Source organism: [Lactobacillus] timonensis, from assembly GCF_900240275.1.
GTDB classification, from domain to species: Bacteria; Bacillota; Bacilli; order Lactobacillales; family Lactobacillaceae; genus Limosilactobacillus; species Limosilactobacillus timonensis.
Genome location: NZ_LT964761.1, coordinates 333,774 through 348,825, shown reverse-complemented (window position 1 = coordinate 348,825; position 15,052 = coordinate 333,774). Strand labels below are relative to the sequence as shown.

Annotated in this window: 16 protein-coding genes and 1 other RNA gene; 13 read left to right on the top strand and 4 right to left on the bottom strand. The window is 51.1% G+C overall.

Annotated features, from left to right (window positions below; genetic code table 11):
* The first annotated feature begins 20 nt into the window (after nucleotides 1-20).
* From atpD to C1710_RS01665, 13 genes are all read left to right on the top strand, one after another.
* Nucleotides 21-1,460 (top strand): F0F1 ATP synthase subunit beta, encoded by a 1,440-nt coding sequence (gene atpD / locus C1710_RS01725; protein ID WP_102279372.1) that lies wholly within the window; start codon nucleotides 21-23, stop codon nucleotides 1,458-1,460.
* Nucleotides 1,461-1,475: 15 nt separating this feature from the next.
* Entirely contained in the window at nucleotides 1,476-1,907 is a 432-nt protein-coding gene (locus C1710_RS01720) for a F0F1 ATP synthase subunit epsilon (protein ID WP_102279370.1), read from the top strand.
* A gap of 139 nt (nucleotides 1,908-2,046) precedes the next feature.
* Nucleotides 2,047-2,271 (top strand): DUF1146 domain-containing protein, encoded by a 225-nt coding sequence (locus tag C1710_RS01715; RefSeq protein ID WP_102279368.1) that lies wholly within the window; start codon nucleotides 2,047-2,049, stop codon nucleotides 2,269-2,271.
* Between the two features lie 19 nt (nucleotides 2,272-2,290).
* Nucleotides 2,291-3,607 (top strand): UDP-N-acetylglucosamine 1-carboxyvinyltransferase, encoded by a 1,317-nt coding sequence (gene murA, locus C1710_RS01710; RefSeq protein ID WP_102279366.1) that lies wholly within the window; start codon nucleotides 2,291-2,293, stop codon nucleotides 3,605-3,607.
* Nucleotides 3,608-3,704: 97 nt separating this feature from the next.
* Nucleotides 3,705-4,766, top strand: a complete 1,062-nt coding sequence (gene mreB / locus C1710_RS01705) for a rod shape-determining protein (protein WP_235857947.1) — start codon at nucleotides 3,705-3,707, stop codon at nucleotides 4,764-4,766.
* A gap of 22 nt (nucleotides 4,767-4,788) precedes the next feature.
* Nucleotides 4,789-5,013, top strand: a complete 225-nt coding sequence (locus C1710_RS01700; RefSeq protein WP_102279363.1) for a DUF2969 domain-containing protein — start codon at nucleotides 4,789-4,791, stop codon at nucleotides 5,011-5,013.
* 66 nt (nucleotides 5,014-5,079) lie between these two features.
* On the top strand, nucleotides 5,080-6,282 hold the full coding sequence (locus C1710_RS01695; protein WP_102279360.1) for an FtsW/RodA/SpoVE family cell cycle protein: 1,203 nt from the start codon (nucleotides 5,080-5,082) through the stop codon (nucleotides 6,280-6,282).
* A gap of 9 nt (nucleotides 6,283-6,291) precedes the next feature.
* A complete protein-coding gene (locus C1710_RS01690) occupies nucleotides 6,292-6,597 on the top strand; it encodes a hypothetical protein (RefSeq protein ID WP_102279358.1) in 306 nt (101 codons plus the stop codon).
* A gap of 60 nt (nucleotides 6,598-6,657) precedes the next feature.
* On the top strand, nucleotides 6,658-7,647 hold the full coding sequence (locus C1710_RS01685) for a DUF2785 domain-containing protein (RefSeq protein WP_102279356.1): 990 nt from the start codon (nucleotides 6,658-6,660) through the stop codon (nucleotides 7,645-7,647).
* 88 nt (nucleotides 7,648-7,735) lie between these two features.
* Nucleotides 7,736-8,875 carry a D-alanine--D-alanine ligase family protein gene (locus C1710_RS01680; RefSeq protein WP_102279354.1) on the top strand — a complete coding sequence of 380 codons (1,140 nt, stop codon included), beginning with the start codon at nucleotides 7,736-7,738 and terminating at the stop codon, nucleotides 8,873-8,875.
* Between the two features lie 86 nt (nucleotides 8,876-8,961).
* Entirely contained in the window at nucleotides 8,962-10,428 is a 1,467-nt protein-coding gene (locus C1710_RS01675; RefSeq protein WP_102279352.1) for a glycerophosphodiester phosphodiesterase family protein, read from the top strand.
* A gap of 34 nt (nucleotides 10,429-10,462) precedes the next feature.
* Nucleotides 10,463-11,302, top strand: a complete 840-nt coding sequence (locus C1710_RS01670; protein ID WP_102279350.1) for a helix-turn-helix domain-containing protein — start codon at nucleotides 10,463-10,465, stop codon at nucleotides 11,300-11,302.
* A gap of 115 nt (nucleotides 11,303-11,417) precedes the next feature.
* Nucleotides 11,418-12,572: a hypothetical protein gene (locus C1710_RS01665; protein WP_102279347.1), complete on the top strand. Its 1,155-nt coding sequence runs from the start codon at nucleotides 11,418-11,420 to the stop codon at nucleotides 12,570-12,572.
* Nucleotides 12,573-12,622: 50 nt separating this feature from the next.
* On the opposite strand, the gene C1710_RS01660 is transcribed toward C1710_RS01665, so the two are convergent.
* The 4 genes from C1710_RS01660 to ssrS all read right to left on the bottom strand — a co-directional run bounded on the left by C1710_RS01660 (nucleotide 12,623) and on the right by ssrS (nucleotide 15,028).
* Entirely contained in the window at nucleotides 12,623-13,414 is a 792-nt protein-coding gene (locus tag C1710_RS01660; protein ID WP_102279345.1) for a hypothetical protein, read from the bottom strand.
* A 467-nt stretch (nucleotides 13,415-13,881) separates the two neighbouring features.
* Nucleotides 13,882-14,013: a hypothetical protein gene (locus C1710_RS08420; RefSeq protein WP_268874803.1), complete on the bottom strand. Its 132-nt coding sequence runs from the start codon at nucleotides 14,011-14,013 to the stop codon at nucleotides 13,882-13,884.
* Nucleotides 14,014-14,205: 192 nt separating this feature from the next.
* Entirely contained in the window at nucleotides 14,206-14,709 is a 504-nt protein-coding gene (locus tag C1710_RS01655) for a universal stress protein (protein WP_102279343.1), read from the bottom strand.
* A 131-nt stretch (nucleotides 14,710-14,840) separates the two neighbouring features.
* A non-coding RNA gene (gene ssrS / locus C1710_RS08550) (6S RNA) lies at nucleotides 14,841-15,028 on the bottom strand.
* Nucleotides 15,029-15,052 lie beyond the last annotated feature (24 nt).

The following is a 15,052-nucleotide window of genomic DNA, read 5'->3' as shown; positions in this document are numbered from 1 at the left end:
TTTTTAAAGGAGGAAACAGCATGAGTGCTGGTAAAGTTTCACAGGTTATCGGCCCGGTCGTTGATGTTGAGTTCCCCCAGGATGAAAAGCTGCCGGAGATTAACACCGCGCTGAAGATTCACCTCGCTGATGACAAAACGCTGACGGTCGAAGTTGCCCTCGAACTGGGTGACGGCCTTGTGCGGACGATTGCCATGGACGGGACCGATGGACTTCAACGGGGAATGACGGTGGAGAACACCAACGCTTCTATTAGCGTACCGGTCGGTGATGACACTCTTGGCCGGGTGTTCAACGTTCTGGGCGAACCAATTGACGGTGGTCCAGAATTCGGACCAGACGCCAAGCGGATGCCGATTCACCGTGATGCGCCGAAGTATACTGACTTGAACAACTCAACCGAAATTCTGGAAACCGGGATCAAGGTTATCGACCTGCTCGAACCATATGTTCGTGGTGGGAAAATTGGGCTGTTCGGTGGTGCCGGTGTTGGGAAGACTGTTCTGATTCAGGAACTGATCCACAACATCGCTCAAGGTCACAACGGTATTTCTGTCTTTACGGGTGTTGGTGAACGGACCCGTGAAGGTAACGATATGTACTACGAAATGAAGGCTTCGGGGGTTCTGAACAAGACGGCCATGGTTTATGGTCAGATGAACGAACCTCCTGGTGCCCGGATGCGGGTAGCGTTGACTGGTTTGACGATTGCGGAATACTTCCGTGATGCGAAGGGCCAAGACGTACTGCTGTTTATCGATAACATCTTCCGGTTTACGCAAGCCGGTTCTGAAGTTTCTGCCCTGCTGGGCCGGATCCCGTCAGCCGTTGGTTACCAACCAACGCTGGCTACCGAAATGGGGCAGCTGCAGGAACGGATCACTTCCACTAAGGAAGGGTCTATTACTTCTATTCAGGCCGTTTACGTGCCAGCCGACGACTACACCGACCCGGCTCCAGCAACGACGTTTGCCCACTTGGACGCAACGACCAACCTGGAACGTCGCCTGACTCAGATCGGTATTTACCCGGCCGTTGACCCACTGGAATCAACTTCAACTGCCCTGACACCGGAAATTGTCGGCAAGGAACACTACGAAGTTGCTACTGGGGTTCAACACGTACTTCAACGTTACCGTGAACTGCAAGACATCATCTCCATTTTGGGGATGGACGAACTGTCTGACGAAGAAAAGACGATTGTGGCTCGTGCCCGTCGGATTCAATTCTTCCTGTCACAGAGTTTCGCCGTTGCTGAACAGTTTACTGGGACTCCAGGGAAGTATGTTCCACTGAAGGAAACAATCCGCGGCTTCAAGGAAATCCTTGAAGGAAAGTATGACAACCTGCCGGAAGAAGCCTTCCGTCTGGTTGGCGGCATCGACGACGTGGTCGAAAAAGCCAAGGAAATTCAGGCACATACTGAGAAGAACGAAGCTAAAGCAGAGGCTAAGAAGTAGTAGGAGGGGATCAACATGGCAGCAAAGACCTTTCAGGTCACCATTGTGACTCCCGACGGCAAAACTTATGATCACCCTGCCACCATGCTGGTTATGCATACCAGTGATGGTGAACGGGGGATCATGGCCAATCACTTGCCGGTGATCGGTGCTCTCAGTATCGGTGCCCTGCGGCTGAAACACGAGGATTCTGGTGATGCTGACGACGTAATCGCGGTTAACGGTGGCTTTGTTGAATTCAAGGACAACGTAGCAACGATTATTGCTGACAGTGCCGAATTGCCAGAAGACATTGACGTTTCGCGGGCGCAAAACGCCAAAAAGCGCGCTGAAGAATTGATTGAGCGTGCAAAATTAAATCACGATATGGATTCGCTTGGGCGGGCTGAAGTTCACCTTAAGCGCGCGATCAACCGTCTACAAATTTCCAAGACGCTTGACCGTTAACCAATATCTGCAATTAAAACCGTCATGGGTATTCCCGTGGCGGCTTATTTTTTAAGTAAAGTTAATAATTGCTGATAAGTTTCGTCTCCAGAAAGCCAGTATGTTAAGATTAAAGGGATTACGGCAAGGAGGAAGAGAAATGACAGACGTCTCATCTTTAATCAACCTGCTCGTCCAGGTTGGTTTTATCTGGGTGGCTTTTCGGGCAATCCAGGGTATTCACCTGGAGACGATGTGGAACCGGCCGCCACGAACGTTATCCCTGCTGATTACGTTGCTCGCCGTTGCTATCGGTGAAGGATGTGCGTCCTTTGTTATTACTTTTTTCACAACGCTACGCAACTTTTTACTGGCGTTGAAATAGGTCTGCGAGGTTTTTGATCATGGAAAAAATTATTGTACATGGCGGTAACCGCTTGGTCGGTACCGTGAATATCGAGGGTGCAAAGAATGCGGTTCTGCCTATCCAGGCGGCATCCATCCTGGCGTCGACGGGACAGGTGCACTTAACTAATGTGCCGTTACTGTCAGACGTTAAGATGATGAACGCTCTCTTGCAGTTCCTTAACGTGGGTGTTGATTTTGACCAACAGCATAACGAGCTTACCTTTGATGCTACTCGTCAGCTATCGTCCGAAGCACCGTTTAAGTATGTTTCTAAGATGCGGGCATCGATGGTGGTGATGGGACCGCTGCTGGCACGGACGGGTCACGCCCGCGTCGCCATGCCCGGCGGCTGTGCCATTGGTTCACGCCCCATTGACCTCCACTTAAAGGGGTTGCGGGCACTGGGTGCCACCATTATCCAGCACGACGGCTACGTGGAAGCCTTTGCTAAAAAACTGATTGGCGCGAACATTTATTTGGACTTTCCGAGTGTCGGCGCGACGCAAAATGTGATGATGGCGGCAACCCTGGCGCAGGGGATTACCGTGATTGAAAATGCTGCTCGTGAACCAGAAATCGTCGACCTGGCCAACGCCCTTAATAAGATGGGTGCCCGTGTTCATGGTGCCGGGACCGATATTATCCGCATTCAGGGGGTTAACTTCCTCCACGGTTGTGAACACAATATTGTTCAAGATCGTATCGAAGCGGGGACCTTTATGGTCGCTGCAGCCGTCACCAATGGTAATGTGTTGGTCAAGGGTGCCATCGCCGAGCACAACCAGCCGCTGATTGCCAAGCTGGAAGAGATGGGGATGACGGTGATTGAAGAAGATGCCGGCATCCGCGTCATCGGGACTTCGGTCATTCTACCAGCTGATATTAAGACCCTGCCGTACCCGGGCTTTCCGACTGATATGCAGCCGCAGATGTCGGTCTTGCAACTGTTAGCTAACGGAACGTCGGTCCTCAACGAAACGGTCTTTGAAAACCGCTTTATGCACCTTGAAGAGTTACGGCGGATGAATGCCGACTACAAGGTGGAGGGATCAACTGCCGTCTTAAACGGGCCAACGATGTTTAACGGTGCCGAAGTGGCAGCAACTGACCTGCGGGCCGGCGCAGCCCTTGTCCTGGCAGGGTTGGCAGCTAACGGGATTACCCAGGTTTCTAACCTCAAGTACCTCGATCGCGGCTACTATCACTTTCATCAGAAGCTGGCGGCACTCGGTGCCCAAATTGACCGGGTTGACTTCGATGACCAAACGACCCTGACGATCAAGGCATTTGATAAGAAAACTCAAAGAAATTAGCATTACTGGTGCACTAACCGGGTTCAGCACCCGGTTGGTGCCAGTTTTGTGTTACAATAATGCGTAGTTTTTAAACCGGAAGGAGAAATAACGGCAGATGGCGACTGATATTGGGATTGACTTAGGGACTGCCAACGTCCTCATTTACGTACAGGGTAAGGGAATTGTACTGAACGAACCCTCAGTAGTTGCAATTGACACGAACACAAATAAGGTTCTCGCGGTGGGGTCCGAAGCTTACCGAATGGTGGGCCGGACCCCTAGCAACATTCGCGCGATTCGCCCATTGAAGGACGGGGTCATTTCGGACTTTGACGTAACCCAGGAGATGCTGTCGTACTTTATCGGCAAGCTGAGCGTCAAGGGCTTTATGTCCAAGCCAAACATCATGATTTGTGCGCCAACCAACATTACCGAAATTGAACGGAAGGCGATCATTCAAGCGGCTGAACAGTCTGGTGGCGGCAAGGTTTACCTGGAATACGAACCGAAAGTGGCGGCCATTGGTGCCGGACTGGATATCTTTAAACCGCAAGGCAACATGGTTATTGACATGGGTGGGGGAACTTCTGACATCGCCATCCTGTCACTCGGCGACATTGTTTCCAGCAAGTCTGTCCGAATGGCCGGGGACAAGATGAACATTGACATTGCGTCCTACATTAAGAACAAGCATGGTCTGGTCATTGGTGAGCATACTGCCGAAAAGATCAAGATCGAAATTGGGACGGCGTTGCACGTCGATGACCCGAAGACGATGGACGTTCGTGGTCGTGACGTTGCTACCGGGATGCCAAAGCAGATCGAAACCAACGAAAACGAAATCGAAGAGGCGCTCCACGACACACTGGAACAAATCGTTAACGCGTCGGTTTCCGTTCTGGAGACCGTTCCGCCGGAATTGGCTAGCGATATTATTGACCGTGGGATTATCCTGACGGGGGGAACGTCGCTTTTGCACGGGATCGACCAGCTGTTTAGCTCGCGGCTGAAAGTGCCGGTAGTGGTTTCTGAAGACCCACTGGACAACGTGGCTAAAGGCGCCGGTGAAATGCTGGAACGGATGCAAAATAATCAGTCGTCACCAGCAGAGCAGTCAGAAGAAAGCAGCGAGACTGCCAAAAAGGGCGGTTTCTTCTCCCGCTTCTTTAAGAACTAGGATTTAACTAACGGGTGAGAACGTGTCAAAAAGAGAAAAAAAGGTTGAAGTGAGTGTCAAGGACATCGAGCGGGGCGGGCAACCCGTCCAGCAGGTCTTTATTCGCGGTCGGCTGATTGGCGAAGTGCTTACCAATGGGCAGCGTTTTAAAGCTATCATGCTCAATGACGGGAGCGAATTTGGTGTTCGTTCTCAAGAAGAGGGCCTCGAAGTCGTCCTTCAGCAATTCCATCTTCACCAGTATTAAAAATAACGGGACCCGTGGCGATCGGCCTTGGGGCCCGTTTTCGACCAATTCGAGGAGAGTTGATTTATGCAGCAAGCAAAAGTAAATCGCGGCGACGACGAGTCCCGGATCGACTGGGGTATTATCTTCTGTGTACTATTGCTGGCCTTGATCGGGCTGGCATCAATCTTCGTTGCTGCTTACCACGATAAACAGCAGGTCAGCATTGCCCGCCAGGTAGTTACCCAGTTGGTATGGTATTTAATCGGGACGGTGATGATCGTTGTGATTATGCAATTTGATGCCGAACAGTTATGGAAACTAGCACCGATTGCTTACTGGATCGGGATTTTTCTGATGTATGCCATCCTGGTCTTCTACAGCCGGTCGTACTTTGCTAGTACTGGGGCGAAGAGCTGGTTTGCCGTCGGGCCCTTCACCTTCCAGCCGTCGGAAATTATGAAGCCGGCCTATATTTTAATGATGGGGCGGGTAATTACCACCCATAACAACGAGGTCGGGACCCACACCGTCAACAGTGATTGGCGCTTAATCGGGACGATGTTCTTGTGGCTGTTGCCCATCCTGATTTCGCTCCACTTCCAAAACGACTTCGGGACGGCGCTGGTTTTCTTCGCAATCTTTGCGGGGATGGTCCTCGTCTCCGGAGTGACCTGGCGGATTATTGTTCCAGCGGCGATCATTTTGGCGGTTGTTGGGGGAACGGCCCTCTTCCTGGTCACGAGTGACTGGGGACGAACGATTCTGGAACACCTGGGCTTTCAGGCCTACCAGTTTAACCGGGTCGACACCTGGCTACACCCGAACGCCGATACGTCCAACCAGGGCTACCAGCTGTGGCAGAGCATTAAGGCCGTGGGTTCCGGGGCACTTTTTGGGACCGGTTTTAACAATTCCCACGTCTACGTCCCTGTTCGTGAGTCCGACATGATCTTCTCCGTGGTCGGCGAAAACTTCGGCTTTTTTGGGGGAATTCTGTTAATTCTGCTGTACTTTTTACTGATTTACCTGATGATCCGGGTAACCTTTGATACTAAAAACGAGTTTTATGCCTACATCTCGACAGGGGTAATCATGATGATCCTCTTCCACGTCTTTGAAAACATCGGAATGAACATCGGACTCTTGCCGCTGACCGGGATCCCGCTGCCGTTTATTTCGGCGGGTGGTTCCAGTCTGATCGGGAACATGATTGGTGTCGGCATGGTGATGTCGATGAGGTACCACCATCATTCCTACATGTTCAGCAACAAGAAAGACTTTCGGTAGGTGGCCAGCATGAATCAACATGACGACTGGTGGATAGTCAAGGAGCCGGGTGCTCGGGGAACCGTGGCAACGATTGGCTTTCGGACCGACCGGTTAAAAGAGTGGGGACGCTTGCTCTTTTTAGACCTGCCTAATAAGGGTGCTTACCTGGCAGCTGCTGACTTTTTTGTTTCCATTGAGGCCCGGCAAATGATTACTTTTTCGGCAGCGCCACTCAGCGGTCAGGTCATCGCCATCAACCCGCTGCTGAACGGCTGGGTTGATACAGCGGCAAGCGGCAGCGAATGGTTACTAAAACTGTTAATTAAAGATTAATGTTAGCGGAGCTGTTGACAACTTGTTCACAGCTCCGTTTCTGTGAAGGGAGGAAAGAAGATGAACGATGTGGCAATTGATGCGGCGGCAATGGCGTTAGCAAACCTCCATGACCAGGCCCGTCGCGGTGACCTTTTTGGCAAGTTAGGCGAAGAGGTCGGCAAGGTCGTCGCCAGTGTTCCCCAACGCAAGCGTACCCGGGTCGTCTTACCACGGGTGAGCACTGGCTACAAGAAAGAAATCGAGCGGCTAGCCAAGCGGGTCGGCAAGCAGCCGCTGCCGGGGATTAGCGATGACTTTCTCCAGCAGATGCTGACCGCCTTCCAGGTGCGCAACTGGGATGTGCGGGCTCGTTGGACATACTACGTCTGGAGTACGATGCTGGCCACCGGGGTCCTGACTGATAGTCAGATTCAGATCTCTTTGCAATGGGCACTGTCACCGGAGCACCTGTATTCTCACGTCCTGGAGCCTGACAACAACGCGGTCTTTACCCGGGCGATGGCCTTAGCGATGATCGTTCTCTTCTTATACACCAACGCCCGCCAGATTATCACCCTGCCTGACGATAATATCCGCCAGCTAGGTGATGCGGTGGCGCTGCTAACCGTTCTTGAACATGATACCCGCGGCTTTGTTCGCCGGGACGGCTGGGCTCACATGATTATTGAGCTGGCTAACGCCCACTACGAACTGGTTCATCAACCGCAAATGACGCGCGGCGATAACCTCTTTTTCCTGACAACGGTGATTGAGTCCTACCGGAATTTGACCACCCCGGTTGTTAGCGGTGAAGGCGAGCAGTTAGCAATGCTCATCGTGGAATTACTCAACCGGCACAAGATTTACCGGCAGTACTTTAAACACGAACTCCGTCGCTGGGCCAAGTGGATGGATAGTGAAAACCCGCTAAAAACGGAGCAGCAGTGGACGCAGTTATTTAATTACCGCCGGTTGATGCAGGCCCTCCTGGTTAATGGCGACCTGCCAGATGAGATTGGCCGCTTGATTGCTAATGGCGGACAGCAAACAGACCCGTCACAGCAATAATTGCGTTGCTTGTCGCTAATGGTCATGGTATACTTTAGTTTCTGGAATTTAACGGAAAAAATAACAAACAGAATAGGTGGTTTAAGTAATGACAACCAAGAAACTCCACGTCGCGCTACTGTTCGGGGGCAACTCGTCGGAGCACGACGTTTCCAAACGTTCGGCGCACAACATTTACGATGCAATGGACAAGGACAAGTATGACGTCTCCTTATTCATGTTTACGACTGACGGAATCTTACTAAACAATGAACAATCACTGCGTATTTTTAACGGTGAGCCGGAAGAAAAAGTGGTCAAGGAAGCCTACGCAACGATGGATACCTCTTCACCGCTGGCACCGCTGACGGCACTCAACACCGTCAAGGATATTGACTTCTTCTTCCCGGTAATTCACGGTAACCTGGGGGAAGACGGGACCGTTCAGGGGCTTTTTAAGTTGCTGAAGAAGCCGTATGCTGGCTGTGACATTGCCGCTAGCGCAATCGCCTTTGACAAGGACTTGACGAAGAAAATCTGTGATCAAGCAGGCATCCGCAACGTCCCGTACGTCTTGTTAACACCGGAAAACCGTGACCAGTACAGTTGGGAAACGGTACAAAACGAACTTGGCTCGATGGTCTTTGTTAAGCCGGCCAACCAGGGGTCATCAGTGGGGATTCACAAGGTTACCTCTGCTGATGAATTCATGGCGGCATTAAACGATGCCTTCCAGTACGACGTCAAGGTGCTGGTGGAAAAGGGAATTGACCATCCACAAGAAATTGAAATTTCCATCCTTGGTAACCAGAAGCCAATTGCTTCTAAGACCGGGGCGGTTCGTGTGCCAAAGGGAGACCCGTTCTATGACTACGAGAACAAGTTTGTCGATGCTTCCCAGGTGGTTTTCGACTTGCCGGCGAAGATTGACAGCAAGCTGGCTGCGGAAATCACCAACATGAGTTTAAAGGCCTTCCGTGCCATGGGGATGACGGGACTGTGCCGCTTCGACTTCCTGGTCGACAGCAACAACGTGCCATACCTGAGCGAGCCAAACACGATGCCGGGCTTCACCAACATTTCCCTGTACCCGCAGATGTGGGAAGTATCAGGAATCGACTACAGCACGCTGATCGATCGGATCATCAAGCTGGGCTTGGCGGAGTTTGAGCGGAAGAGCAAGATTAAGCATAGTTTTAAGAAGCTGGGGACCGAAAAAGTCGGCGAAAAGAACTATACTGAAAAATAACTGCCAGCTTGGGTTGGTTAATAGTTGAATAAAGGTTGCAGCATCAGCTTGTTGCAACCTTTTGTTGTGTCACGGAGGCGGAGAATATGGTAGAGTGGCCACTTTTTAGCTACTGTTGGATTGGGATAATGGGACAATTAATTGCCAGTGACTTGTTAGTGGACCATCCCGCAGCGCAGCTAGCATTTACTGCAGTCTTGGTTGGCCTGCTTACCTGGGTAATAGCTCACCGGCGGGGAATTAGTGAGGTCAGCGAATGGGCCTGGCTGACTGTTGGGACGATTATTAACTGGTTACTTCTCTTACCTGTTGGTGCTTTGGGGTCAACGACCAGTGTCGAGGCGCTGCTGCCACTGCCAGTTCCTCTGTTGCGCCTGCTAATTCTGGACCGCTGGAAGATTGTGCCCGTCTTAGTAGTCATTTGGTTGCTTCTCGGCACCTGGTGGTTAATGTGGGGACGTCGCTTTATTTTGGAGCGAACCGGCGGCTTGCTGGACGGTATCTCCTGGGATGGCAGCCGGGTGCTATGGATGGCGGTACTGACCGTTACCCTGGTCTTTTCTGGCGTCCTTGTGCAACGTTACTGTCCAGACCTAATTGCGGCTGGTTGGTGGCTGCTAGTAGTAACCATGCTGCTCAGCTACTGGTTCACGGTGGTCGTTAAGTGGTTCTGGCAGCTGCCAGATGAGGATTCAACTAGCTGGCTAACGGTGCTGCCGGTTAAGTTACTCAGCGTTGGGTTCGTCATCGCGCTCGGGGCGATCTTTATCGGCCAACAGCAGGCAACCGCGATGATCAACCACCCGCTGGTGATTTCTCACCGCGGCGTTAACGGCAATAACGGGGTACCCAACACCGTCCAGAGTCTGTCTTCAACAGCGAAATTACACCCTGACCGGGTCGAAACCGACGTTCAGTTAACCAAGGATGACCGTTTTATTACTTTTCACGACAGCAAGTTGGACAAAACGACGGCTCTTCGCGGAGTGGTTCGCCAGTACCCGCTGGTAAAGCTAGCCCACCAAACGGCAGTCGTGAATGGGCACCACGCTCAGCTAACACCTTTTAGTGACTACTTGCGTTATGCAAACCAGCGCCAGGTACCATTACTGGTGGAGCTGAAGCCGCAACAGGGAGTGGCGCCAGCAACGACTGTCAAATACTTCCAGCAGCAGTACGGCTTGGGCGTGCACCATCCGTATTTTTGGCTCCACTCCGTAGATATCAAGATTGTTACAATCGTGAAAAAACGCCAGCCGAATGCTAAAATTGGGATAATCTTTCCGCTGGTGGTTAGTCGGATGCCACTAAATGGTAACTTCTATTGTATAAATTATCATATGCTCAATGAAAATTTAGTCGAAGCATTACATCGTCATCATAAAAAAGTATATGCTTGGACCGTTGACCGGACGGGAGATGCCTATCGGATGAAACAATTAGGCGTTGATGGTATAATAACCAACGATTATGAAAAAGTACTTGAAATTTCACGCAATAACAAGTACATTTTAAGTAATCAAGTAGCTGGCAAATTATTGGAATTACTTTAAATTTATAATCTATTTCAACAAAGAAGGTAATAGCATGCAATTACGGGGTGAAGAACTACGAAAAATCCGCCGTAAGCGGGGCCTGTCACAAACAGCCCTTGCGGAGGGGATTTGTACCCAGGCAACGATTAGTTTGATGGAAAAGCAGAACCGGATTCCCAAGATGAACATCTTGACGGCCATCTGTGCCCGCTTAGACATTAAGACTGACCAAATTATCAAGAGCGATGATGTATCGCTGACGAGCATCTTTGATGAAACTAGCATCCTGCTGGTTCATGACGAATACGAAGCCGCTCGTAAGGAATTAAAGAAGATCAAAGTCAAGCAACTGAGCACCGACGTTGATAAGCAGCTGTACTACTACCTTCTGGGCCGCATCCAAGTGGCGAGTGACCAGGTTGACGAGGCGATCTTCAACTTTGAGCTGGTATTAACCCAATTTTCGACCACTAGTGCCAATATTTACCTGGCAATGACAACGGTCGGGATGGCCTTAGCTTACGAAAAGCGGGGTAATAAGGAACGAGCACAGCGCTTTACCATGCGGGCAGTCAACTTGATCGACGACAAGCAGCTGATCGGTGGTACACAGCAATGGGTCATTCTTTACCACGACATCACTTCGCTGTACCTGCGCCTTGGCCAATACAAGGCAGCCCTGCAGACGGTTAACCGCGGGATCCGGACCGACCAGGCTGATTCATCACTCTTTTTACTCGACGACCTCTACGAAATGCGGGGGAACGCCGAGTTGGGGATGCATGACAATACTCAGGCTAAGCAGGACTTACAAATTGCGGATAGCCTGTCCATCATCATGCAAAATGATGACCGGACCAAACGGTTGGACCAGCAACTGGCCGCAATGTAACCCAAAAAGAAGAAAGGCGGCGTTACGCCGCTTTTTTCGTGTCTTGACGACTGCTATTAAGAGGGGTATGATGTTGTATTCCGTTGCGACGGACAAGAATGAAGGAGGCACCATCATGCAAGTTGATTCCGCAAAGTTTAAACGCTTGTGTTACGCGTCGATTCTCGATTACCTAAAAGCCAAGAATATTCCCTTTGAATCCACCGGCCAAAAAGGCTACTACCATTTAAGCGATCACGATTCGCTGGTGATCGTCGCTGCCGGAACCAGCCATTACCGGACTGATACCTTCTTCTGGAATTCACGGGGGCTCTCGGGGAACCTTTTCCGGTTTATTACCGAGTACATGGGCATTCCCAAGGGGCACTTCGTCGATGAAGTTCTCGCAACGCTGGGTAACGATGCGGGTCCGCAGGGTGACTGGACGGTCAAAGATGAGGCATCCTTCGATGAACGACGGTGGCCAGACTCGGGCTATCACCAGCAGGTGACCAAGCTCCTGGCGGATTATTGTCACTTTTCGTCTGCACTGGTTAACCGGTTGTTCGACCTCGACATGCTTCGCCAGCTGGCTAACGGCGAAGGGATCATGCTGTGGCGAGACCACCAGCACAGGATCGTTGGTGCCAGTCAGCTGATCGAACAAGATGACCGGTTAACAACCCGGACTAGCAAGGATTCAAAGCACTACTATGGTTTCAATTTTGGCTACCATTACCAGGAAGGTGCTGACTACACCCTGCTGGTCTTTGAAGACCCGTTGCGGGCACTGGCTTATTACCGCTTGTTGGACAAGAGCAACGCCACTGGGGCCTACCGTTTCCTGTCAGTTGGCGGTTCGGGAACCCGCCTGCCCGCCATCGTTAACTACATCAAGGATTGGGGGATTCCACAAGCAATCCGCCTCTGTGTTGACAACAGCGATGCCGGTTTGATCATGGCCGCTAAGTTCTACGCAGATTATGATGGTGATGATGACCAAGTAACGCTGTTGGTCGATAAGCAGTGTTGCCAGGTAAAGATTAACTTTGACCAGGCGGCTGCCGCTGCTGGTAACTTGATCCAGCAAAACGCAACCGCAGTGGCTGGCCCGCAAGTACTGACCTACCAGCAACTGCTGGATGCCTTCGATCAGAGTCGCGAGGCCGGAGCTGCCCAGCACCTGATTGATACCACGCCGGGCATTGGGAAGCAGACATCGACGATGGCGGACGACCAAATGAGTGTGGACACCATGTTCGACATTGATGAAGATGAACTACCATTCTAACAAAAAATCCACTGGCACTGTTTTTCTACAGTGCTAGTGGTTTTTCTGTTTTACCAGGTCAGACTGTCAACTGAACGGTCGCGCGGACTTGGGGAGAGCTGGCCAGCATAGAGATTAAGGAGGACCCGGTTATATGCGGTTAAAATATCAGCGATGGCGGCGATTTCCTGCTGGTTGCTTGTGTCAGTGAAGAGAAAATCTTCGGCACTATAACCGCCGTGAAAGTAGTTATTGCGAAGAACGCGGACGTAGTTAAAGAAGATCCGCAATGCCATGGTTGCGTTAGGGGATGCTGGGCAAGGATGATTAAGGTGGCGGTGATAGGCGTTAACGGTGTTGAGCAAGCCGTTGATGGCGCTGCAGTAGCGTTTATACATTGTTTGTTCACCTTCCTCGTCGCCCGTGGCGGCCAGCTTTCTGATGGCGTTAATGTGGTCCTGATTGAGACTGGAAGCCCGCGGGTAAGTGACCACCTCGCCGTTGCGCTTTTGATGGAAGGTCAGCTGGCCAAAGTGCATGAAAAGCGGCAATAAATCATCGTTAACATCGTGATCTTCGTTAAGCATCTGGAAGAAGGGGACGATGAAGTTCAGCTGCATCCAGGTATAATTGAATTTTTCCACTTCTGGATAGGCGAACCGCTCTTTGTGGGCGTCCACAAAGCGGGCCTCCGTCCGCGCGGCATCACTGACCAGTTTGATAACTCGTCGTGGCGGCAGGTTTAACACGAAGTCAGTCGCGAGCTGGTTTGGCTGATCAAAGGCAGCTGATTGGCTGAAGACTTTCTCTGCTAAGTATTGCAGCGTTTGGGCGTCGTTGTCGCCCCGATTTTCCGCGGTCATCGGCCGTTGGAAGATGGTCGAATAAATAGTGTTTAAGCACCGCCAGGAAGAATCAAACCGGTGACGGTTGTCATTACTGGTGGCACCGACGAATTTTTTCAGGGCAACCAGCAGCGGTTGCTGGAAGCGGTCAGTGGTGGCAAAGAGGTCCCGTTCGTTGGGAACACCGTCTGCTAACTGCAGTTGGTGGTCGCGGTGGGCGAATGGCTGGTTAAGCTGGCCCTGGCTGATCGTTTCCTGTTGCTGGAAGTTGCCGGCCAGTGATTGGTTAACTGGCGTCTGGTAGTCAATCCCGGCAATGACAAAGCTGCCGTGGTAAATCCGGGTGGCGTAAAAGAGGAGCGCTTTTTCCAGTTCAAGACGGAAGTTACTGCCGAGCCCCAGGACATTGGCGGCGTGTAGACTGGCGGTTGACCGGCGAGTTCCCCAGAGAATTAAGCAGTTTTGCTGGTCATTGTGGACAAAGGTCAGCCGGTCTTCGTTATTGAATAGGTAGTTGCTACCCGCCGTGGGGTGCCGCCAGCCGGTGTAGGCGAGACTAATCCCGTGCGAATGGTAGCCTGCTTCAGGAACGGCAGCAGTGAGCTAGTTGCTGGCATCCGCGGTCAGCTGCTGATCATTAAAACCGCTCGGAAAGGCTAGTTGGACGGTGAAGCGAAAGTCCTGTTGCTGGTTATTCGTTTGGTAAGCCATGAGGGTCCTCCTGAAAAGTCAATAATGATATTGTAAGCAACTGTCAGCAAAAAGAAAAGCCCGCGTCATTGCGGGCTGTTTCGTGTTATTGGTGATGTTTATTTACGGTGGTGAGTCTTCTTCCGACCGTTTTTAACGGGGATTGGCTGGTTGTCCAGGTCCGTCCGAACCACCAGAACATCACAAATGGCTGTCCGGGTAACAAATTCAGTAACTGAACCAATCAGAATCCGTTCCACGGCGTTAAGCCCCGTTGCACCAATCATAATCAGGTCGGCATGCATCTTTTGCGGGACGTCTCTAGCAATGATGGTCTTTGGCGCACCATATTCAATGGTGTAGGAAACGTTGGTTAACCCTTGCTTCTTAGCGAAGTCCACGTATTCATCCAGCGTCTTCTTCGCAGTTTCGGTAACTTGTTCTACCATGGAACTGTCAAAACTGGAAATGTTCTGGAATGCGCGCGTGTCGACAACGTGAAGCAGCCTTAATTCGGTATCATCACCGTTACGTTTGGCAACGGCAACAGCCTTCTTAAATGCCAATTCCGCTTCCTGGGATCCATCAATTGGAACCAGGATGTGTTTGTATTGTTGTGCCACATCAATAACCCCCTCTCAACTATTTCTACTATTATCATACACCAGGTTTAACCAATTGGTAAAGGTCCTTGATCGACTATTTTTAGGGCCATTAGGGCAAAAAAGACCCCGGTGGTTTAAAAGCCACCGGGGAGAACTCCGTTCGTGCCGTTAATTGTCATTCAGTGTTGACCTGTGTGTAAAACAGGTGGGACTTGGCCGCCAAGTTTCCAACTACCAAGTGAAAAGGCATGTTGTCCGCGAGACGATACCGCTGCCCCAATATTATAAGACTGTAAGGCAAACCTGCGTTTAGACAAGGCGTACACAACAGAATGTCTACCTGTATGGTAGCATGCTCACT

Excerpts from the sequence above, each read along its gene's own strand:
- C1710_RS01685 (WP_102279356.1), top strand. The coding sequence starts at position 6,658 with ATGAACGATGTGGCAATTGATGCGGCGGCAATGGCGTTAGCAAACCTC.
- C1710_RS01680 (WP_102279354.1), top strand. The coding sequence starts at position 7,736 with ATGACAACCAAGAAACTCCACGTCGCGCTACTGTTCGGGGGCAACTCG.
- C1710_RS01660 (WP_102279345.1), bottom strand. The coding sequence starts at position 13,414 with ATGACCGCGGAAAATCGGGGCGACAACGACGCCCAAACGCTGCAATAC.
- C1710_RS01715 (WP_102279368.1), top strand. The coding sequence starts at position 2,047 with ATGACAGACGTCTCATCTTTAATCAACCTGCTCGTCCAGGTTGGTTTT.
- C1710_RS01670 (WP_102279350.1), top strand. The coding sequence starts at position 10,463 with ATGCAATTACGGGGTGAAGAACTACGAAAAATCCGCCGTAAGCGGGGC.
- atpD (WP_102279372.1), top strand. The coding sequence starts at position 21 with ATGAGTGCTGGTAAAGTTTCACAGGTTATCGGCCCGGTCGTTGATGTT.
- C1710_RS01720 (WP_102279370.1), top strand. The coding sequence starts at position 1,476 with ATGGCAGCAAAGACCTTTCAGGTCACCATTGTGACTCCCGACGGCAAA.
- C1710_RS01675 (WP_102279352.1), top strand. The coding sequence starts at position 8,962 with ATGGTAGAGTGGCCACTTTTTAGCTACTGTTGGATTGGGATAATGGGA.
- C1710_RS01690 (WP_102279358.1), top strand. The coding sequence starts at position 6,292 with ATGAATCAACATGACGACTGGTGGATAGTCAAGGAGCCGGGTGCTCGG.
- murA (WP_102279366.1), top strand. The coding sequence starts at position 2,291 with ATGGAAAAAATTATTGTACATGGCGGTAACCGCTTGGTCGGTACCGTG.
- C1710_RS01665 (WP_102279347.1), top strand. The coding sequence starts at position 11,418 with ATGCAAGTTGATTCCGCAAAGTTTAAACGCTTGTGTTACGCGTCGATT.
- C1710_RS08420 (WP_268874803.1), bottom strand. The coding sequence starts at position 14,013 with ATGCCAGCAACTAGCTCACTGCTGCCGTTCCTGAAGCAGGCTACCATT.
- mreB (WP_235857947.1), top strand. The coding sequence starts at position 3,705 with ATGGCGACTGATATTGGGATTGACTTAGGGACTGCCAACGTCCTCATT.
- C1710_RS01695 (WP_102279360.1), top strand. The coding sequence starts at position 5,080 with ATGCAGCAAGCAAAAGTAAATCGCGGCGACGACGAGTCCCGGATCGAC.